The organism is Cupriavidus basilensis, from assembly GCF_029335485.1.
GTDB classification, from domain to species: domain Bacteria; phylum Pseudomonadota; class Gammaproteobacteria; order Burkholderiales; family Burkholderiaceae; genus Cupriavidus; species Cupriavidus basilensis_E.
The window spans coordinates 31,001-51,454 of record NZ_JARJLM010000688.1; the positions used below are offsets into that span (position 1 = coordinate 31,001).

12 protein-coding genes are annotated in these 20,454 nt (G+C 65.2%); 7 read left to right on the forward strand and 5 right to left on the reverse strand.

What is annotated here, in order from left to right; genetic code table 11:
- The first annotated feature begins 6 nt into the window (after nucleotides 1–6).
- The 6 genes from P3W85_RS42575 (at nucleotide 7) to P3W85_RS42600 (ending at nucleotide 13,693) form a co-directional block, all read left to right on the forward strand.
- The gene (locus P3W85_RS42575; RefSeq protein WP_276269239.1) at nucleotides 7–8,775 is read left to right on the forward strand and encodes an Ig-like domain-containing protein; all 8,769 of its coding nucleotides are present in this window, start codon (nucleotides 7–9) and stop codon (nucleotides 8,773–8,775) included.
- Between the two features lie 136 nt (nucleotides 8,776–8,911).
- Nucleotides 8,912–9,397 carry a hypothetical protein gene (locus tag P3W85_RS42580; RefSeq protein ID WP_276269240.1) on the forward strand — a complete coding sequence of 162 codons (486 nt, stop codon included), beginning with the start codon at nucleotides 8,912–8,914 and terminating at the stop codon, nucleotides 9,395–9,397.
- A gap of 47 nt (nucleotides 9,398–9,444) precedes the next feature.
- A complete protein-coding gene (locus tag P3W85_RS42585) occupies nucleotides 9,445–10,230 on the forward strand; it encodes an outer membrane lipoprotein-sorting protein (RefSeq protein ID WP_276269241.1) in 786 nt (261 codons plus the stop codon).
- A 73-nt stretch (nucleotides 10,231–10,303) separates the two neighbouring features.
- Nucleotides 10,304–11,080, forward strand: coding sequence for a hypothetical protein (locus P3W85_RS42590; protein WP_276269251.1), 777 nt, complete (start codon nucleotides 10,304–10,306; stop codon nucleotides 11,078–11,080).
- A 122-nt stretch (nucleotides 11,081–11,202) separates the two neighbouring features.
- A complete protein-coding gene (locus P3W85_RS42595; RefSeq protein ID WP_430869719.1) occupies nucleotides 11,203–12,831 on the forward strand; it encodes a c-type cytochrome in 1,629 nt (542 codons plus the stop codon).
- Nucleotides 12,832–13,069: 238 nt separating this feature from the next.
- A complete protein-coding gene (locus P3W85_RS42600) occupies nucleotides 13,070–13,693 on the forward strand; it encodes an SCO family protein (protein WP_276269242.1) in 624 nt (207 codons plus the stop codon).
- 71 nt (nucleotides 13,694–13,764) lie between these two features.
- On the opposite strand, the gene P3W85_RS42605 is transcribed toward P3W85_RS42600, so the two are convergent.
- Nucleotides 13,765–14,511: a type VI secretion system accessory protein TagJ gene (locus tag P3W85_RS42605; RefSeq protein ID WP_276269243.1), complete on the reverse strand. Its 747-nt coding sequence runs from the start codon at nucleotides 14,509–14,511 to the stop codon at nucleotides 13,765–13,767.
- Nucleotides 14,512–15,138: 627 nt separating this feature from the next.
- Between P3W85_RS42605 and P3W85_RS42610 the strand changes: the two genes are divergently transcribed.
- Nucleotides 15,139–15,321 carry a hypothetical protein gene (locus P3W85_RS42610; protein WP_276269244.1) on the forward strand — a complete coding sequence of 61 codons (183 nt, stop codon included), beginning with the start codon at nucleotides 15,139–15,141 and terminating at the stop codon, nucleotides 15,319–15,321.
- A 96-nt stretch (nucleotides 15,322–15,417) separates the two neighbouring features.
- Here P3W85_RS42610 and P3W85_RS42615 read toward each other — a convergent pair whose 3' ends face one another.
- Genes P3W85_RS42615 through P3W85_RS42630 form a run of 4 tightly spaced genes read right to left on the reverse strand, consistent with a single transcriptional unit; the run spans nucleotide 15,418 to nucleotide 20,413 of the window.
- The gene (locus P3W85_RS42615; protein ID WP_276269245.1) at nucleotides 15,418–16,143 is read right to left on the reverse strand and encodes a DUF2894 domain-containing protein; all 726 of its coding nucleotides are present in this window, start codon (nucleotides 16,141–16,143) and stop codon (nucleotides 15,418–15,420) included.
- Nucleotides 16,136–16,783, reverse strand: coding sequence for an OmpA family protein (locus P3W85_RS42620; protein ID WP_276269246.1), 648 nt, complete (start codon nucleotides 16,781–16,783; stop codon nucleotides 16,136–16,138). Before P3W85_RS42620 ends, P3W85_RS42615 begins: the two co-directional genes overlap by 8 nt.
- Nucleotides 16,780–19,659 (reverse strand): DUF802 domain-containing protein, encoded by a 2,880-nt coding sequence (locus P3W85_RS42625; protein ID WP_276269247.1) that lies wholly within the window; start codon nucleotides 19,657–19,659, stop codon nucleotides 16,780–16,782. The genes P3W85_RS42620 and P3W85_RS42625 overlap by 4 nt, the downstream gene beginning before the upstream one ends.
- 10 nt (nucleotides 19,660–19,669) lie before the next feature.
- Nucleotides 19,670–20,413: a DUF3348 domain-containing protein gene (locus P3W85_RS42630; RefSeq protein ID WP_276269248.1), complete on the reverse strand. Its 744-nt coding sequence runs from the start codon at nucleotides 20,411–20,413 to the stop codon at nucleotides 19,670–19,672.
- Between the last annotated feature and the right edge of the window lie 41 nt (nucleotides 20,414–20,454).

A 20,454-nucleotide genomic window follows, 5' to 3' on the forward strand; every position in this document is an offset into this window, starting at 1 on the left:
AACGCGATGAGATCCAACCAGTTCAAGGCGAGCCTCTTCGACTTGGTCAAGACAGGTTTCGCGGCATCCATTCTCGCCATGGCGAGCTGCGCGTCGTTCGCGCAGAGCGTCAACCTGACTGCGAATGCCACCACCACCACGCTCCCCGACGGGCAGTCTGTCCCGATGTGGGGCTACACCTGCACCGGCGCCGCAGCGCCGGCCACCTGCGCGGGATTGAATCCGAACGCCGGGATGAGCTGGTCGCCAATCGTGATCACCGTCCCGCCGGGCAACCTGACGATCAACCTGAAGAACAATCTGCCGATTCCCCCGGGTGCGGCCACCGGCATACCCACGTCACTGGTGATCGTGGGTCAGTTGGGCGGCGGCCTTGGCACCACACGGACAACCGTGGCCAGCCCGACCCACGCCATCCAGAGTGTCACCTGGCCGGTCGCGGGGACCACCAACGGCGCCACGTTCAATCCGCCCGCTCAGGGGCCTCGTGTCCAGTCGTTTGCCACCGAGGTGCCGACGACCGGGAGCGGCAGCGCGACGGTGCTGACCTGGAACAACCTCAAGCCGGGCACCTACCTGATCGAATCGGGCACCCACCCCTCGATCCAGGGGCCGATGGGCCTGTATGGCGTGCTGGTGGTCACCACCGCTCCCGTGGCGCCCGCACTGGGCACTGCCTATCCGGGCGTGACCTACAACGCAGAGGTGCCCCTGCTTCTCAGTGAAATCGACGCCGCGCAGAACGCCGGCGTGGCGCAGGCCGTATCGACAGCGAAGTTCAGCGAGACTTCCGCCCGCGTCCTCAGGGACACAGTCAGCGTCGTATCCGTGGCGCTCGACTCCGCCGGGAATCCGCTCGGTGGCTCAGGCTATCAGGTCAACGACCCTGTCACGTTCTCCGGCGGCGGCGCCTCGGTTGCCGCGACTGGCCATGTCGCAAGCGTCGACGGTAGCGGCGCAATCACCGCCGTCGCGGTGGACAGCGGCGGTACAGGTTACTACTCGGTTCCTGCCGCGGCGGCAACGAGAACCGGCGGCGCCGGCACCGACGCCCAACTGGTGGCGGCCTTGTCAACGAAAGGCGTCATTTGCAGCGACGGCGCGGCCGCATGCTATCCGCCGGCGGTCAACTACGATCCGCGCTATTACCTGATCAACGGCGTCGCCTTTGACAGGACCAAGGCCACGGGTTCGTTGTTCGCAACCAGCCCTGCCTCCGCCACCGGCAATGTCCTGGTGCGATTCGTGAACGCCGGGCTGCGCATGCATGTCCCCTCCATCGTTGGGGGGCTGACCACGGATAGCAGCTCGGGCAAGCCACAGGTGACCTCCGGGTTTTCGCTGGTCGCAGAGGACGGCAACCCGCTCCCCGGGAAGCCCCGGATCCAGAATGAGGTATTCCTGGCCGCGGGCAAGACCTACGATGTGCTGGTCAACGCGCCCATGCCTGTCGCTCCGGCGACCACGCCCGCGGCGCTGGCGGTGTTCGACCGCCAGTTGAGCCTGTCCACCAACAATCAGCGCGATGGCGGCATGCTGGCCTACATCGGTGCCAGCGGCGCAACCCTTCCCGCCAGTGGCGTGACGGCGAAGGCCAACCCCGATTCCTACTTCCTGGTTCCGGGGAGCAGCCTGACCATATCGGACCCCGCCAAGGGCGTGATTGCCAACGACGTCGGCGTCTACGGCGTCCAGATCCTGACCGCGCCCACGAGGGGCACGGTCACCCTGAACGCGGACGGTACATTCACCTATGCGCCGAATGCCAATACGACGTCCGACAGCTTCACGTATCAGGCGAACGGCAATCCCGCGATCAAGGCGACGGTGACCTTGGCCGCCTGTACCGGCAGTTGCCTGGGCGGGGCGCCCATGGCCATGGCCGACAGCTTCACCAGCAATGTGGCATCGCAGTTGCGGATCGCGCCGCCCGGTGTGCTCGCGAATGACAAGGATCCATCGGGACTACCTTTGTCGGCCTCCATTGTCGCCGGTACCGTGAAGAATGGCACGGTTACGCTGAACGCGGACGGCTCGTTCACGGCGGTACCCTCAACACCGCCGGCCGCGGGCGCAAGCGTCAGCGTGAGCTTCCAGTACCGGGCGGTCAATTCGCAGAAGACGCCGAGCAATAGCGCGACGGCAACCGTGACCTTCAACGGCGGCAGTGGCCTGACTGTCAACGTACTTGACGCACCGAGCACACAGCCCGGGATGACGCCGGTCAAGCTCACCGACTATCGCTGGATTATCGAGGAAGACCGCACCTTCCAGATCGATCCCGCCTGCCAGGTGAATTCGGCCAAGCGGCCGGCCAACTGCCCACCGCTGCCGGTTCCCAGCCTGGGCACCAGTTTCCATGTCAGCTATATGCCGGTAGTTGCCTCGGGCTGTGTCGGCCGCGCGGCTTGCGAAGGTGGGCAGACCGTGTTCGACCCGTCGAGCAATTCGCACATGCCTGCCGTATGCGACATCGGCAACGGCGTTTGCCGCACGGACGCCGTGCAACAGGCGCCCGTCGATCCGAGCCAGGTCGTACTCGACCCCACCAAGCACTACTACATCTCGATCCTGCCGGGAGATGCCGGCAATACATTCGCTGCGGGAGCGGGTGCGCCCAAGCCGGTCGACCCGAGCAAGCCGAATGGGGCCAAGCGGCCGTTCAGCATCGCGCTGGATTGCCCGTCGGGCCCGGGCGGGGCGGATTTCGCCCCGGGATCGGGAGCCTGCGGCCACACCATGGGCGGTGCACCGATCGCGCCCGCGCAGAAGACGGTCAACGTGCTGCTGCCACAGACACCAGTGCCCACGGCGAAGGTCTCGGTGTTCGTGTTCGAGGACGATGCGCCGCTCAACGGTGAAGTCGACGTCAGCGGTGGCACGGACACCTTCGGGACGGCCCGCGAACCGGGACTGGGTGGCTTTGAGATCAAGCTCTGGGACGACGCTGGCGGCACGGGTGACCCGACCGGGCAGATGACCTACGACATGTTCAACATGCCGCTGTCCAATGCCCTGCAGGGGATGATCGATCCCGTCACGCACCTGAATGCGTGCCCGATCTCGACCACGACGAACGACGGACTGGTGGGCATGGTTCCGACCTGCCCGAAATATGAATCCGACGGCAAGACGCCCTCGCCGCTGGTCGGCCAGGCCATCATCGCCAACCTGATGCCCGGCAGGTACGGGGTGGTGGCCACACCGGCCGCCGACCGCATCGGCAGGGGAGAAGAGTGGCTGCAGACCAATACGCTCGACGGCCAGAAGGCCCATGACGCGTTCGTCAAGATAGGCGGGCCGGCGTACTTCCAGGAGTTCGGGCCAGCCGGCTTCCACGTCGCCGTCGGCTTTGCCAACGCGAAAATCATCAACGATCGCCGGACCAATGCCGCGAAATCCGGGTTGTGCGACATTCCCGGAGCGTCTTGCGCCAATTCGGTCAACGGCAGAATCACCAACCTGCACTACAGCCGCCCGCCCAACCAGCATCTCCACGGCAGCGGTTCGCGCGATTCCCTGGCGTTCACGCAGTGCTTCGTCAGCATGGGCGACCCGGACGGTGAGGATATTGCATTCACCAAATGCAACGACAAGGGCGAGTTCAGCTTTTCCGGTCTGCCCGACGGCACCTTCAGAATCACGGTATTCGACCAGTGGAACGACCAGATCGTCGACGGCCTTGCCACGGCAGTGCAGTTGGGACCCAATGCAAGGAGTGTCAATGTCGGCGATCTTGCGGTCCTGCAATGGCACACGAATCTCTACACGCGTACCTTCCTGGATCAGAATGGCGATGGTGTCTCGCAATCCAGCGAGCCCGGCCTGACGCTGGTCCCGACCAATATACGCTTCCGCGATGGCAGCTATTCCAACTTCAATAACACCGACCTCAACGGCTATGCTCCCTTCAACGAGGTATTCCCGTTGTTCAACTGGTATGTGGTCGAGGCCGATACCACCCGTTTCAAGCAGACTGGCGTACATGTGGTCTATGACGCAGGAGGACCGCCGGATGGCACGCCTGGCGGAGGCAGTTCGACCATCGCCAAGCACTTTGCCAACACAACGGAATCCGCGACTGCGCATCTCCCGTCCCACCTTCGGGTACCCGGCGCGGTGTACTGCGACAACGCGGACTGCAGTGGCTATTCGATCCTGAACGGCCCGGGCAGCAGTACGTCCAATCCATCGACCGGCCGGATCGATCCGCCGTCGGTGACCACGCTCGGCTGGCAAGGCTTCTCCGGCCAGAGCTCGTTCATCGAATTCGGCAAGACGCCGTTCGCCACGAACGAGAACGGCGGCATCCGGGGTGAAGTGATCTACGCCTCGACACGCCCGTTCGACGATCCCATGCTGCTGATCCACACGAAGTGGACCCCCAATGTGCCGAACGTCACCGTCAACCTGTATCAGGAGGGCACCGCTGCGGATGGAACGCCGAGCCTGACCCTCGCGGACACCACCACGACCAGTAGCTGGGATGACTGGGCGCAGGGCTTCCGCGCGGACGGCGTGCCCAATATGAACTGTCCGGGACAGGAAACCACGGATCCCTACTTCTTCACACTGAAGAACACCACCCAGTGGCTTGATCCGCACCATCGTGCCTTGCCGTCAAACTCGCAGTTCAAGTGCTATGACGGCATGCATATGTTCAATCAATTGCAGCCGGCGCCGTATGACGGGATGTATCAATTCCCCAGCGTGACCGCCCGCAACCCGAGAACCGGCATGCCGACCGGCACCAACTGCAAGATCTGCACGCGCAGCCCGGTGACTCCTGGCGGAACGCCGGGAGGCGTCCCCATGCTGCCGCCCGGGAAGTACGTGGTGGAGGTGATCGTGCCTCCGGGCTACGAACTGGTGAAGGAGGAAGACAAGAACATCCTGATTGGCGACAACTACATCGCGCCGGTGACGCAGCAGTTCGCTAGCATTGGCAATATCTTCATCCTGCCCGACCAGGCGGCGGTGAATGCCGCGTACAACCCGAACAATGCGCAGAACCCGACTTCGGATCTGGGGTCTTCTCCCAGGCACGAGGGCGACACCGGGAGCGTCGAAAGCTTCTGGCCTTGCGTGGGTGCCCTGCGCATCGTGCCGGACTATATCAGCCTGTTCCCGGGCTCACAGGAGGTGGCACCGTTCGCGGGGGCGTCGCGCCACCTGTGCGACCGCAAGGAAGTCGTCCTCACGGATCAGATGACCGTGCTGGCGAAGTTCTGGATCTTCAGCTCGACGCATGTCTCGGCGCACTACACCGGCTTCATGCTGGACGACTTCTCTTCGGAGTTCGACCCGTATTCGCCGCAATTCGGCGAGAAGTTCGCCGTGCCCAACGTGCCGGTGTCCATGAAGGACTTCTCCGGCAATGAAGTTGCCCGCGTATATGCCGATCAGTGGGGCATCTTCAATGGCTTGAATTATTCGACCTGGCAGGTCAATCCGCCCAATCCGACCGGCTACGCGCCCACCATGATGGTCGCGTGCATGAACGACCCGGATATGCCGGATCCCGCGCATCCAGGCCAGACCATCAAGGATCCCCTGTACAACCCCGCGTACAGCCAGTTCTGCTACGAGATCCCATTCATGCCGGGACAGACGCAGTACATGGACACGCCGGTGGTGCCCGTGCAGGCTTTCGCGGATGGCTATAACCAGCCCGACTGCGCGTACCCGGATGCCACGCCGGGGATCTCGACGGTGGTTGGCGACGCCAGCAACGGCGGTGCCGGCCCCTGGGTTGGTGCCGCGGGCAGCAGCCTGACCATCACCGCCCTGGGCGATCAGCAGGTGATCAATCACGCCTACAGTGGACCGGGGGCGAGCAAGGCGCCATTCAACCAGAAGTTCATCACGCGCCATTACGGCTTCGGAAGCCAGTGCACCAGCGCCGGCGGCGCCTGCGCGGTGGCGTCGAGCGTGACCATCGGTGGCGTGCCTGCGCAGATCACGGCGTGGACCGACCAGTCGATCACGGTCACCGTGCCCACCCTGCCGTCGGACCATGGCGAACTGGTGATCACGGCCGGCAACGGCAAGAAGTCGGTGGACACCGTCACCGTTACCATTGGCGGCAAGCCGCCTACCTATGTCGCCGGCGAGAACGCCACGAGCGACGCCATCCAGAAGGCGATCGACAAGGCCAGCCCAGGCGACCTGATCATCGTGGGCCCGGGCGTCTACAAGGAGATGCTGCTGATGTGGAAGCCGGTCCGGCTGCAGGGCGTTGGCGCTGCCTCGGTGACGGTCAATGCGAATACCCACCCCTCGGGCAAGATGGATCCCTGGCGTGCCCAGGTCAGCTGCCTGTTCGGTGTGTCTCGCAATGGCGGTGCGATTTCGCCGACCAACGCCTTCGATCCGTCCAATACCTACAGCTGCCCGTCGTCCATGCAGCGGCAGATCGACCCGATACCGTTCGAGCCCACCGTCGGTTGGGACAACACGCTCAACGGCAACCTGGGCGAGCTTCTGATAGAGCCCACGCTGATGGGTGCGTACGAAGGGGCGGCCATTACGGTGCTGGCGAAGGGCGTGCAGGATGTCAACGGACAGCCGGACGCCAACTGCCTCGCAAACGGCATCTGCACGCCGTTGACGGCAAGCGCCGCGGATTGCGCTGCGTATCCCAGCAATTTCCTGTGCAACCCGTCGCGCATCGATGGCATCACCTTCACCAATAGCTCGCAAGGCGGTGGCGGGATATTCCTGCACGGCTGGAACCACAATATGGAGATCGCCAACAACCGCGTCTTCGGCAATGCAGGTACGCTGACGGGCGGTATCACGATTGGCCAGGTGGAGGTTCCCGACGGGACCATCGGTGCGGACGGCGTGACGCAGGTTCCGTTCGGCTACAACATGAACGTGAACGTGCATCACAACGCGGTCACCTCCAACGCTTCCTATGGCGACGAAATCAACTCGACCACGCCGTCGTCCGCTGGGGGGGTGACCTTCTGTTCCGGGGCCGACAACTACCACTTCAACTACAACTGGGTGTGCGGCAACATGAGCAGCGGCGATGGTGGCGGCATTGCCCACTTCGGGTTCAGCTACAACGGCGACCTCTCGCACAACGTGGTGCTGTTCAACCAAAGCAACAACCCGACGTTGCCTACCTACGGGGGCGGCATCATCGCCCAGGGTGTACCGCCGGATGGCACCTTCTGCGAGAACCAGACCACCGACGTCGATTGCGCGCCGCAGCTGTCCGACGGCGTGGGCCCGGGCCTGACGATCGACGGCAATCTCCTGGTCGGCAACACGGCGGAAAGCGGCAAGGGCGGTGGGCTGCGGTTGCAGAACATCAACGGCACCGATGTGCAGCGCAGTCCAAAGGACTCGTCGAAGTGGTACCAGGTTTCCGTCACCAACAACATCATCGCGAATAACGTCGCGGGCTGGGCAGGGGGCGGCGTGTCGATCCAGGATGCGGTGGGCGTCAACTTCATCAACAACACCATCGTTTCCAACGATGCGACGGCGTCGGCAGGCGTGCTCTTCAACACGCCGGCAGCCGCTCAGGCCAATGTACCTCCACCGACGCACTGCACCACGGTGGGTGCGGAGACGACCTGCGATCCGATCACGACGTCGGCCTACCAGCCGGCTGGCCTGGAGACGGCGCGTCACACGCCCAACTTCATCGCAGCGTTCAGCAGCGCCACGGTGACTTGCCCGGCAGGGACGGACCCGGGAGCGACCCACATATGCACGACGTTCTCGAACCCGGTGCTGGCCAACAATCTCTTCTGGCAGAACCGTTCGTTCTACATCACCGTGGGCGGCCCCAACGCATCGATCCCCGGCCTGCAGAACACGGTGACGCTGAACCCGACGCTGAACCAGGCAGGGAAGACGACGGGCTACTGCGATCCCAAGGCCGTCTACTGGGACATCGGCGCCTTTGGCGACTCGGGACCGAGCAAACACGAGTCGGGCTTGACGCTCAACCCGCAGTTCTCGATCCTGACCGACGCCGCGGACTACCAGGGAGCGAACAACCTGGGTTCCAACCCGGCGGTCTACAGCCAGTACTGCAATGGCTCGCGGGTGCCGCCCGAAGGTGGCGGGGTAGGGTTCGCCGTGCCTCCGGGTATCGCGGATACCGTGCTGCCCAACCCGCTCTTCGGCCTGATGCCGACGGCGACGCCCGATGAAGGCAACCAGTGGATCAACATGTCCTATGGGCCGCTTTCCCTGTTCAATGCAAGCATCTCGTCAGGCAGCCCGGGCTATAGCGTACCGCTGGGGAACTACGCCATCACGTCGGGTTCGCCGGCAATCAATACGGCCACCGACGCGGGTGCTCCGAAGCAGGACTTCTTCGGTACCACCCGGCCGCAAGGCGGCAAGTACGATATCGGCGCGGTCGAGTTCGTGGCCGGGACCGCGTCCGGCGCGGCCCTGACACCGTCCACGCAGAGCTTCGGTAGCGTGGCGCGCGGCGGGTCCGGGGCGATCGATGTGTTCACGCTGAAGAACACGGGCGGAGTACCGTTGACCCACATTGCGAATCCGGTGATCACGGTGGATGCTACGAACTTCATCATCGTTCCACAGCAGACGACGTGCGGCACGGTAAACCCGATCGCGGCGAACAGGATCACCAGCCTGGCGCCGAACGGGACCTGTGCAATCGCCGTGCAATTCAGGCCTCCTGGCCAGGATGCCGCTAACTCCACTCAGAACGGCACGCTCAGCATCACCGATGGCGCCGGCACGCAGACGTCGGCCTTGAGCGGAGTGGCGACACGCTAAAGGGGAGGGGAGCTGGAAGCAAGGGGAGAGGGGGTGCGGCTTGTGCCGCCTCCCGTGCCGAAGAACCAGGACCAGATGGCCGCCAGGGTGACGTACGAACATGTCCAGCCATGCCAGTCGAGTAACGGCGATCGCGATGCTGCTTGTGAGCAGCATCCAGGTAAGCAGTGCCTTCGCCGAGTCGGCCTTTCCCGAGGAAGCCCGGCCGGCGGTACCGGCACGCACGGTGGCGGCACCCGCCAGGGCCTCGCCCTATTCCCCGGTAAAGGTGCCGAAGCACGCGATGGCCTACTACGATCTCTACGGCGGGGTCGACAACCTGCATGTACGCAGGACCGCGTCCGGCAACCTGATCCGCTTCAGCTATCGCGTTACCGATCCGGTTATCGCCAAGGTGCTGGCAGACAAGAGCGCGACGCCTTACCTGTTCGGGCAAAGGAGCCGGGCCTTGCTCCAGATTCCGGTCATGGACAAGATCGGCCAGCTCCGGCAGTCCGGGCCGCTGGAAGTCGGGCAGGAATACTGGATGGTGTTTTCCAACAAGGGTAATTTGATCAAAGCCGGGGACCGCGTCAACGTGATGATCGGTTCCTTTCATATCGACGGCCTGGTGGTCGAGTGATCGCGCGTGAGCGGGATCCTGGGGCATGGATCGAGGGGGGTGTACTCATGAACCGGTTTTTCTTCCTGGCATTGGGCCTGGTTTCCCTGGCGGCCTCGGCCGGCGCGGCGACGGAAAGCGCGCCCGCGGGCCGGATGACGGCGGCCCAGATCGCCGACAGGAACGTGGCGGCCCGTGGCGGGCTCCAGGCCTGGCGCGCGGTGAACAGCCTGACCATGTCGGGCCAGATCGACGTTGGGGGCAAGAAGGAGGTGAAGCTGCCATTCGTGGCGACGATGAAGCGGCCGCACAAGAGTCGCTTCGAGCTTCGCTTCCAGGAGCAGACGGCCCTGCAGGTCTACGACGGCACGCAGGGGTGGAAGGTCAGGCCCTTCCTGGGGCGCGACGAGGTCGAGCCTTACACGCCTGCGGAGGCCAGGGTGGCCGCCGCAGCGGCGGAACTGGACGGCCCGCTGGTCGACTATGCCAGGAAGGGCATCAAGCTCGAATTGCAGGGCATGGAGTCAGTGGAGGGGCATCAGGCCTACAGGCTCAAGCTGACGATGCAAGACCGCGTGGAGCGGCGCCTGTGGGTGGACGCCACGAGTTTTCTTGAAGTGAAGATGGACGGCGAACCCCGCAAGCTGGACGGCAGGATGCACAACGTGGCGGTCTATTACCGGGATTACAAGGCAGAGGGCGGACTGAAGATCCCGCATGTCATGGAAACGGTTGTCGAAGGCGTCAAGAAAACCCACCAGATGACCATTCAGCAAGTGACGGTGAATCAGCCGGTGGACGATGCATTGTTTGCAAAGCCGCAGCTGGCATCGGCCAAGGTGCCAGGCAAGTAAGGGGATTGGGGGGGCTATGACAACAAGACGGATCGCAGCGAGGGTGCTCGCCGCCTGCATCTCGGTGGCGGCGATGGCGGCGGAGCCGGTGATGGCGTCCGATCTGAGCGCCGCCCAGATCGCCGAGAAGAACGCCGATGCAAGGGGAGGGCTCGATGCCTGGCGGAAGATCCAGACCATGGTCTGGGTCGGGCACGTGGAAAGTGCGAATGCGCCTGCGCACTTCTTGCTGGCGATGAAACGCCCCAACAAGACGCGCTTCGAGATCACGGCGCTCAACCAGATGGCCGTGCGCGTGTTTGACGGCAGCCACGGCTGGAAGCTCCATCCGAGCCAGGACGGCAAGCCGAATCTGCAGCCCTACACGATGGAAGAGATGCAGTTCGCGCATGACGAGCAGGTCATCGACGGGCCGCTCATGGACTACCAGGCCAAGGGGATTGCCGTTACGCTCGACGGCGCCGATGAAGTTGAAGGGCACAAGGCATATCGCCTTCGCATCCGGCTGCCTTCGGGCGGCAGCCGCCTGCTGTGGATCGACGCGAAGACATTCCTGGAGATCCGGTACGACCGGGAGTCCCGCAACGTTCTCGGCCAGTCGCACACGATCACCGTGTTCTACCGTGACTACCGGGCAATCGACGGGTTGCAGATACCGTGCACGATCGAGAGCGGCGTGGCGACGGCACAGGCGAAGGATAAACTCGTGATCGACGAGGTCTCGTTCAACCCATCGCTGGGCGACTGGATGTTCGCGAAGCCTGGCACGCCGAGACAGGACAAGGCAGCGGTTTCGATCGGTGCCGAGGTGCGGCCAGGGTCGGGCGGAATGGTCCGGCGGGCCCCATAGCGATGGCACGGAGACCGTTCCTTCCGGCTGCAAGGGCGGTGCGCCCCGCCGGGACGCGCGCGAGTGACGGTGCGATCTCGCCTCGGGCAAGGCTGTTGCCCGGCGGATCGGCTGGCGCGCGAGTGCGCCGATCCGCCGCGTGGGCGATCCTCGTGTGCTTTCTGGTCGCCGCACTGGCGGCGTTGGGCGGCAAGGCCAGCGCCGCATCGGCAACGGATGCCGGTGAAGCGATCTTCCTGCGCGGCGTGTTGCCTTCGGGTCAGCCGCTCTCTGCGAGCCGCGATGGCGGCTTGCGCATGCAGGGGGCGGCCGCGGCCTGTGTCAATTGCCACCGGCGCAGCGGACTTGGCGCCAAAGAGGGCTTTGGCACCGTCCCCCCGATCACCGGGCGGTATCTTTTTCACCCGCGTGCCAGGAATCTCGAGGACCTCGATCTCCCCTTCGTCGAGGGCATGCGTGCCGATCGCGATCCGTATACCGATGAGACCATTGCCCGAGCTATCCGCGAAGGCCTTGACTCGGAGGGCCGGCCACTAAACTACCTGATGCCGCAGTTCGCGCTGAACGATGCCGACATGGCCGCACTCATCGCCTATCTGAAGCGGCTGGACCAGCGCCGGCCGAGCGGGGTCACGGACACGGTGCTTCACTTTGCCACCATCATCACCGCGGATGCGGATCCGGTGAAGCGCCGCGGCATGCTGGATGTGCTCGAGCACTACTTCGCGGACAAGAACACGTTCCCGCTCGGGCCGACTCCGGCGCTACGCGCGTCGCGCAAGATGATGTTCATGGTCAATCGCCGCTGGCAGCTGCACGTCTGGGAACTGACCGGCCCGGAAGCGACATGGCAGGATCAGCTCAAGCGGCATCTGGCGGCGGAGCCGGTCTTTGCCGTGGTGTCCGGGCTCGGTGGCAGGAACTGGGCGCCGGTGCATGCATTCTGCGAGCAGGAAGCCGTGCCATGTCTGTTTCCGAATGTCGAAGTGCCGGTCAACGGCGAGACCGACTTCTATTCCCTCTATTTCTCCAGCGGCGTGCTGCTGGAAGCGGAGCTGATCGCGAAGCGGATCATCGATGCAGGCAACGGCAAGGGGGCCAGGTCGGTGCAGCAGATTTATCGTGCCGGCGACAGCGGGGAGCCGGGCGCCAAGGCGCTCGCCGCATTGCTCAAGCGGCACGGCGTCGCGGTGTCAAGCCATGCTCTCGCGCACGGCGAGAGCGTTGCTCAGGCGCTGCGCGGTGCAGCGGGAGCGGACGCGCTCATGCTGTGGCTGCGCCCGGGCGATGTCGCCGCGCTGGGAGGCGTGCCGCCGCCGCGCGCCGACGTGTTCATGTCGGGCCTGATGGGTGGGCTCGACGGCACGCCCCTGCCTGCGGGCTGGCGCGGCGTGACACGCCTGGCCTATCCTGTCGATCTGCCGGAACGCCGGCGCGTCCGCGTCGACTACGCGCTCGGCTGGTTTTCGATCCGGCATATTCCCGTCGTCGCCGAGCAGACGCAGGCCGATACGTTTCTTGCCTGTGGCCTGTTGGCGGAGACCCTGAGCCACATGGCCGATACGTTTGCGCGCGACTATCTGGTGGAACGCATCGACGACATGATCGAACGCCGGATCATCACCGGATACTATCCACGCCTGACGCTCGGGCCGGGTCAGCGCTTTGCTTCCAAAGGCGGATACATCGTCCGGTTCGCCGAACCCGAGCGCACCCGGCTGGCCGCCGACGGCGAGTGGACGGTGCCGTAGCCACGCGCCCCAAAAGGCCTCCATCCCCGGGGGAGCCGCGAGTCGCCGGATGCGGATGCAGGTCCCGGCGAGAGGCCAGGATGGATTGCCCTACCGCCGCGGTAGGGCGTCGACCCATACCGCGCCGCATGGCCGGTCTCTACCATTCAGGTGCGGGATAGCTGCCGGAGGGGAACCCGGCGCCGGGCGGTCTGTTGCCGCAGCGCTTCGATGATTTCTGAAGGAGGATGCCATGGGAATGTTCAAGCAACGATGGGGCAAGGCGCTGGTCCTGGCCATTGCGGCCGGAAGCACGGCCGCCGCGGTGATACCTTATGCCATTGCGCACGATGGTGCCGATCCGCATGCGCATCACCACATGATGCGGGACACGCGCACATCGACGGTGGCCTACGCGCTACCCTCCGTCATGCTGGTGCGGGATGATGGACAGACCGTCTCCCTGAAGAGCGAGCTGGACGATGGCCGTCCGGTCGTGCTGACGTTCATCTATACCACTTGCACATCGGTTTGCCCGGTGATCAGTCAGACGCTCTCGCAATTGCAGGGCGAACTTGGCCCGGACCGGGACAAGGTGCATATGGTGTCGATCTCGATCGACCCGGAGCAGGACACGCCGTCGCGCTTGCGGGAGTATGCGACGAAGTTCGGGGCGGGCCCCGAATGGCAGCACTACACCGGCGCGCTCGCCGCGAGCGTAGCAACGCAGCGCGCGTTCAACGTCTATCACGAGGACAAGATGAACCACGGTCCGGTGGTATTCCTGCGGGCGGCCCCTGGCAATCCATGGGTGCGGATCGACGGTTTTGCCACTGCCGACGAGCTGCTGCAGGCGTATCGGAAGCTGGTCGAAGCGAGTTGAATGAAAAGGGAGGGCGCGATGCGAGCGTGGCGCGTCCTTCATCCCCGTCTCCCGATATCCGGCATCGCCCGCTAATCCTGCGGGCTGTCTCCGCTTGCCAGCAGAAAGCCGGGAATCGGAGGGCAATGAAAACGGACGATGGTCAGTTGGGAGAGCGGCCAGCAGCGCAGCTCCGAGCAGAACTGCCGCTCGCCAAGGCCGGCTTGCAGCAACGCGTTAAGCCATATCCAGGCTGTGCCATGGCCAAGCTTGAGGTCATCGTCGACCCACTGCGATCCGACATAGCGTGCGGGTAGAAAGCCGGCGTGCCTTGTCCCATCCCATAGCAGAATCTCGACCGGCCGCCAGATCCTGTCAAGCAGATAGACGAGTGGGGGGAAGGTCATGACGGCCATCATCTCGAATGGAATCCAGAAATATCTTCCCCCGAGAAATACTTCGCTGATCGGCCCCAGCCGGTCATCGCTATCGCGCAGCCATGAGAACGGGCCAAGATTGGTGCTTCCCGGTAGCACCGTTGGGGTCACGTCATACGGTGCGGTGCCGAGATCCGTTGCAAGGCGCCCCGTGATATTGATGGTCCGCATCGAAGACAGCCGTCGGCTGACCCACTGGCGCGTGCCGGGCAGATAGCTGGGACGCAAGGGGCCGGAAGCGGGCTGGCCGAGGAAGACGCTCGCTCGCTGACGCTCGGCTCCCAGGCAACCGTGGTATTGGTCGATGCACTGGCGAAGCTCCGGAGCCGTGCTTGCGCAGCGCGCAAGCATGGTGCGCGCGATATGCCATTGGCCGGTGACACAGCTCCACTGGAAAGCCATCCAGTGCGGGCGCCAGGCTTGCCGTGTCTGTTTCGTGCAGGTCAGCGACTCCGCCAGGAGGAATTCGATATGTGTCTGCGCAGCCAGGACCCATGCCGCGCCATCCTCCAGCGAACCCTGCGGCGGACGAACGATGCTGGCTTGGCTCGACCGGGACCCGGGTGGAGAGCCGCTATCGAGCTTTTTCTTCATGGCGTTTCTCCCGATTTCCTGAGGCCGGGACAGACGGATATGACGCTGTCGGGATGAACCTCGTCGCACCTCGGCTATCGGAACGAGGCGGCTGTTTTTTCCTGCAGACGCAGCGCGATTTCACTCGCGATTGTTGCAGTGTATAGGCGGGCGATACCGCTTGCTATGGGGCAGCATCCTACGAATCAGGCGTGGTGTCAGGCCGAAAGGACGGCGTGAGGCAAGCGGGCCGCAGGCGAAGCAGGACAAGTTCCTGCTAGCGGCAGCAGCGCAAATCTGCGGCGAAAGGCAAAGCGGTTGATGCCGTTCGATGCGAATATGGATACGATGGCGGTCAGGCAGCGAAGCAGCGGGTCGGAAGAACCGCGGAACAGGCTGTTCGGTGGCCGCGCGACAAAGGCGCTATCCAACCTTCCCCCAACCTGGTGAATAGCAATGCAGAACCTGGCAAATGAAGACTATTTCGAATCCTGCGACGGTACCGTTCGAGTATGGATCGAGCAGGGTTCATCCATCCATATCAAGGCAGTTACAAAGGAGAATGATCCGGTTGAGTTGTCAGAATCGGAAGCGATGCAAATAGCGGAAGTGCTCAGGCAATTTGCCAGCCGGGTCTGATTGCCCGAGCCCTGCCCACCGGGATGCAGGCTGGGGTCTGTGCTCGCCGCAGGGGAGAGGAGCAAAATGCGCGATTGCCGGCGTTCATGGCACTGTCTATCGTGTCTTGCCCCGCGCACCCTTCCTGGTATTGCCGGCGCGAGGGGCGTCCTTGGCAGGCAAGGCGCCGCCGCCGTTCAGCTGCTCCATCCACGACAGGGCGTCGACGTACGACAGGAACTGGTGGAGATAGCCTGGCGACAGCTCGTGCATCAGCAGGAACGCCCGATGCACCAGGTGACTCGAGTTGAGCGGTCCGGCATTGTCGGGAACCTGCTGCAGTGACTGCCGCAACTGTCGATCTGAACTGACCCTGACCTTGGACCAGGTGTCCCTGAAGTAATCGAGCACCTCCAGTTCGGGTTTGGCGGCGCGCCGGGGCAGGGGGGGGCTCGCCGCAGCGCCGCCGCCATCCGCCGGCGGTTGGCTGGCGGTGTGGCGCTCGGCATGGCTGTGGGCATGGCTGGCGATGTAATCGATCAGATCGCCAAGCGCCCCGCGGGCGGGCGCGGGTGCCGATGGCGTGCCGTCGGCATCGCCGGCCGCGCGCGCGGCGCTTTCGATATCGTCGCCATAGGCCTTGAGCAGGCCGGACAGCCTGTCGTCCAGGATGCGTCGCGCATCGCCGCGGTGGCCGGCTGCCCGCCGATCGAGCGCGTCCATGAAATGGAAGCGGATGGGATCCAGGCGATCGGCGCCGCGCTCGCGCCATGCGTCGAGCGTCGCCCGGGCGTGGCTTGTCCCGCTGCCTGCCTCGCTGCTCTGTGTTCCGTCGTTACTCACGGGGCTTCACCGATTCCCGGGATGGCCTGGAGATAGGCGCGATTTCCACCCGGCGGTTCTTGGCCTGTCCCGCCACATCGGCATTCGACGCCACGGGCTGTTCGGAGCCGAACGCGGCCGCAAATACCGAGGACGACGGAATGCCGTCATCGATCAACGCGCGGGTCACCGTCAATGCGCGCTGGGCCGACAGATCCCAGTTGTCGGCGAAGCGGCGGTTGCCGTCGCGCAGTTGCTGGTCATCGGTAAAGCCGCTTACCATCAGGATCTCGTCCCGGGCCTGGAGGTATGCGGACAGCGGCCCGGTCAGGCTCTTCAGTACTTCCCGTCCCTCGGGCTGCAATTGATCGGAGTTCAGCGCAAACAACACGCTGCCGCTGATGCCGATGCGTCCATTCACCAGCGTCACCCGGCCCGCCGCCAGCGGCCCCGCCAGCGCGTCTTCCAGGGCCTTGCGGCGCTGCGTCTCCACCTGCCGCTGCTTGACCTCTTGTTCCAGCCGGGTCGAGAGTTCCAGCTGCACGCCGATCACGCTCACCAGGATCAGGACGAAGGTGCCGAGCAGCACCGACATCAGGTCGCCGAAAACAGCCCAGGCCGGTACTGTCGGCTCCAGGCCGCCGTCGATGTCCTCGCTCATGCTGCCTCGGTGCCGGCGAGTGCCCGCTGGCCGGCGAGCTGTTGCAGGTCTTCGACGATCTGCTTCTGCGACATCATGCTCAGGTCGATGACTTCCCTGGCCTGCGCCACGTAATACGCGAGCTGCTCATCGCTACGCGCGAGGGACTTGTCCAGCGCCGCTTCGATGCGCTGCAGGTGGGCCACCAGCTTGTCGTTCGATTCGCCGAACAACTGCACGGCCACACCGAATGCCTCGCCCAGGCTTGCCACCTCGACGGCGCTGCCGGTGACCTGCGCGGCCACTTCCGACAGCTTCCCGGTTTCGGCCTCGACCTTGTCGGTGAAGCGGGTGCCGACACGATCCAGCAGGTCCGCCGACGTGGCCACCAGCGCGTCGACCGCCGTGCGCTGCTCGGTGGAGGCGTGGTTCACGGCATCGAGCAGGGTGGCCAGCGTTTCCAGCAGGCGGCTGCGCTCCTCCAGCATCGCGTTGTCGTGGGCCAGGCTGTCGGAGAGCTTCTGGCGCAGTTCGCCGATAACGTCGGCCGCGGCCCTGGGGGCTTCCGAAGCGGCTTGCACCAGCCGGCCGATCTCGGCAATGGTCTCGCTGGCGTGTGCCTGCGTCCGCGACGAGATATCGCTTGCGGTCTGCGCCAGCGTCTCGCAGATTTCCTGCTGCCGGCTCGCCGTTTGCGTGCTGGCCTGCTCCCATTCCTTGCGCAGGGTGTCCGCCATTGCACCGAGCGACCCGGTCCAGGCCGCCATCCGCTCCTGGTCCCGCGATGCCAGTTCCGCCTGCAGGGCCGCTGCAGCCTTGGGGGCCTGCGCGGCGGCTTGCACCAGCCGGTCGATCTCGGCGATCGTCTTGCTGGCATGTGCCTGCGTCTGGGACGACATGTCGCGCGCGGTCTGACCCAGCGCTTCGCAGATTTCCTGCTGCCGGCTGGCGGTGTGCGCGCCGGCCAGCTCCCATTCCTGGCGCAGCGTGGCGGCCATCGCACCGAGGGATTCGGTCCAGGCCGCCAGCCGTTCCTGGTCCCGCGACGCCAGTTCCGCCTGCAGCGCTGCTGCAGCCTTGGGGGCTTCCGCGGCGGCGGCTACCAGCCGGTCGATCTCGGCGATCGTGCTGCTGGCATGCGCCTGCGTTTGGGATGACATGTCGCGCACGGTCTGACCCAGCGCTTCGCAGATCTCCTGCTGCCGGCTGGCGGTGTGCGCACCCGCCAGTTCCCATTCCTGGCGCAGCGTGGCGGCCATCGCACCGAGGGATTCGGTCCAGGCCGCCAGCCGCTCCTGGTCCCGCGATGCCAGTTCCGCCTGCAGGGCTGCTGCAGCCTTGGGGGCTTCCGCGGCGGCTTGCACCAGCCGGTCGATCTCGGCGATCATGCTGCTGGCGTGCGCCTGCGCGTGGGACGACATGTCGCGCGCGGTCTGCGCCAGCGTCTCGCAGATCTCCTGCTGCCGGCTGGCGGTGTGCGCGCCGGCCTGCTCCCATTCCTGGCGCAGCGCTGCAGTCATCGCACCGAGCGTCCCGGCCCAGGCCGCCAGCCGTTGTTCATCCCGCGCCGCCAATTCCGCCTGCAGGTCCGCATGCGACTGGCCCACCGCGCGCACCAGCGATGCCGAGTGCTGTTCCAGGGTCGCCGCAGCTGCCGCCAAGGCGTGCTGGTTGTCGCCCGCCAGCTTCTCGCTGACGTGTTGGTGCCGCGATAGCGCGTCGTTCCACGCCGCGGATACGCTGCCCGCCACGATTTCCAGGCGGGCGGAGACGCCGTCCAGCAGGGTGGCAGAGCGTTGCTCGAACGTCGCGGCGAAGCCATCGAGCGAGGCGTGCAGGTCCTGGGCAAGCGCCTCGTTCGTACGCTGCTGGCCGGTCAGCGCCTTGTGCCAGATCTCCGCCACATCCTTCGTCGTGGCCTGGAACCCCGCCGACAGGCCGTCCAGCTGACGCTGCACGGCCTGCGAGACAGTCTCGTGCAGCGAGGCCGTCTCGCGCGCAAGACCCGCCATCGTGGCCGCCACGGCCGGCTGCAGTGCCGCGCCCGCGGCGCGGGCGCTTTCGGCGACGCCTTCCTTGACGGACTGCTCCATGGAGGAGGCCAGGCGGGTATAGACGGCCTCGACCTTGCCCTGGAAGGCGTCCTGGCTGGCCAGCTGCCGCTCGTTCATGGCCAGGCTCTGCTGCTCCATGGCCGTCATCATGGCCTGCAGCCGGTCGACCAGCGCGGGCATCACCTCGGCTTGCCGTTGCAGCAGCGTGAAGGACGCCTCGCGCTGATGGGTCTGTGAGTAGATGCGCAACGTCGTTGCGATCCTGGCGTCCAGCATCTGCGCCGCCTGGATCCGCTCGCGCCGGCACAATGTGGAAAGCAGCCCCAGCATCGCGGAAGTGGCCACGCCGGCGATCGAGGTGCCGAACGCAAAGCCCAGGCCCTTGACCGGCGCGGCCAGCGAAGCCCGGATCGCCTGCAGGTCCGTCGCGCTTTCCAGCGCCATCCCGGTGCCCCGCAGCGTCACCACCATGCCCAGGAACGTGCCCAGCATGCCCAGCAACACCAGCAGGCCCACCAGATACGGCGTCAGCGACGGCCCCGGCAGGCCCACGCGCTCACCCTCGATGCGCAGGCGTACCGCATTGCGCAGGCTGGGATGCAATGGATCCAGCCAGGCACCCAGGCTGGCCGGCGGCTCCGACAGGCCTGCCAAGGCGCGCATCAGGCTGGACGTGGCCTGCTGATAGCGTTGCAACTCGAACGCGCCCGCCAGATAGCAAACGCCAACCAGCATCGTGACGGCCAGCGCCAGCGTATTCGAGCCGGCATAGCCCGCGCCGATCCAGCACACGGCGGCCAGACCCACCAGGAAAACAGCGAAATTAACAAGATTTCGGGACATGGCGTCCTAATTAGCTGGTGCGAAGAGCCGCTAGCAGGCCTTCCACCGGTTGTAAACGAACTTCCAATTCAGCAAGCAACACGCTCCGCATATCCTTGCGGAACACTTCCAGCCAGGTGCCGGGCGTCATCGCCGCGGGCGCATCCGAGGCCTCGGCGTCCGCCAGCGCCGCCCGCTCGGCCCGGCGCAAACGCTCGAAGTGACCTGCGAGCAACGTGGGCACCGTAGCCAGCAGACTCCGCTCGCGCACAATCAGCCCGCGCTCCATCACGGCATCCACCACCGCGAGCCGGCTCATCTCGGGCGTCCTGGCTGCCAGCATCCCGCGCAGGCGGGGGCGCAGGTTGCCGATGCTCGTCTCCATCGTCTGCTGCAGCGAGAGATACCGCTGACGAAAAGTCGAGTAATCGGCATCCGTGTCCGCGGGGGCTGCCTCCGTCGGCGCCTGCGTGCGCCCGGACCGCCTGGCTGGGGTGAACGCGGTATCGCTGGCAATGGCATCCGCCAGCGCGGTCCGCACACGGGCGCACTCGCGCTCCTCGGCGCTGCCGAATGTCCGCGCGCCGCTGGCAACCGCCGGCGGACTGCCGTTCAGGGCCGCGGACAGCGCGATGGCATCCGTCCAGCCAAGCCATTGGCTCAGCCGGTCCGAGAGCGATTGGCTGGATTCGGGAACATCGGCGTTCGTCAGGCGAGCCAGCAAGCGAACGAGGGCCGGGCCGCTGAAACCTGTATGCCGGGGGGCTTGCACCATACCACCAGAGTCAAAAAAGGGAGGAGTTTACACTCCGGCGG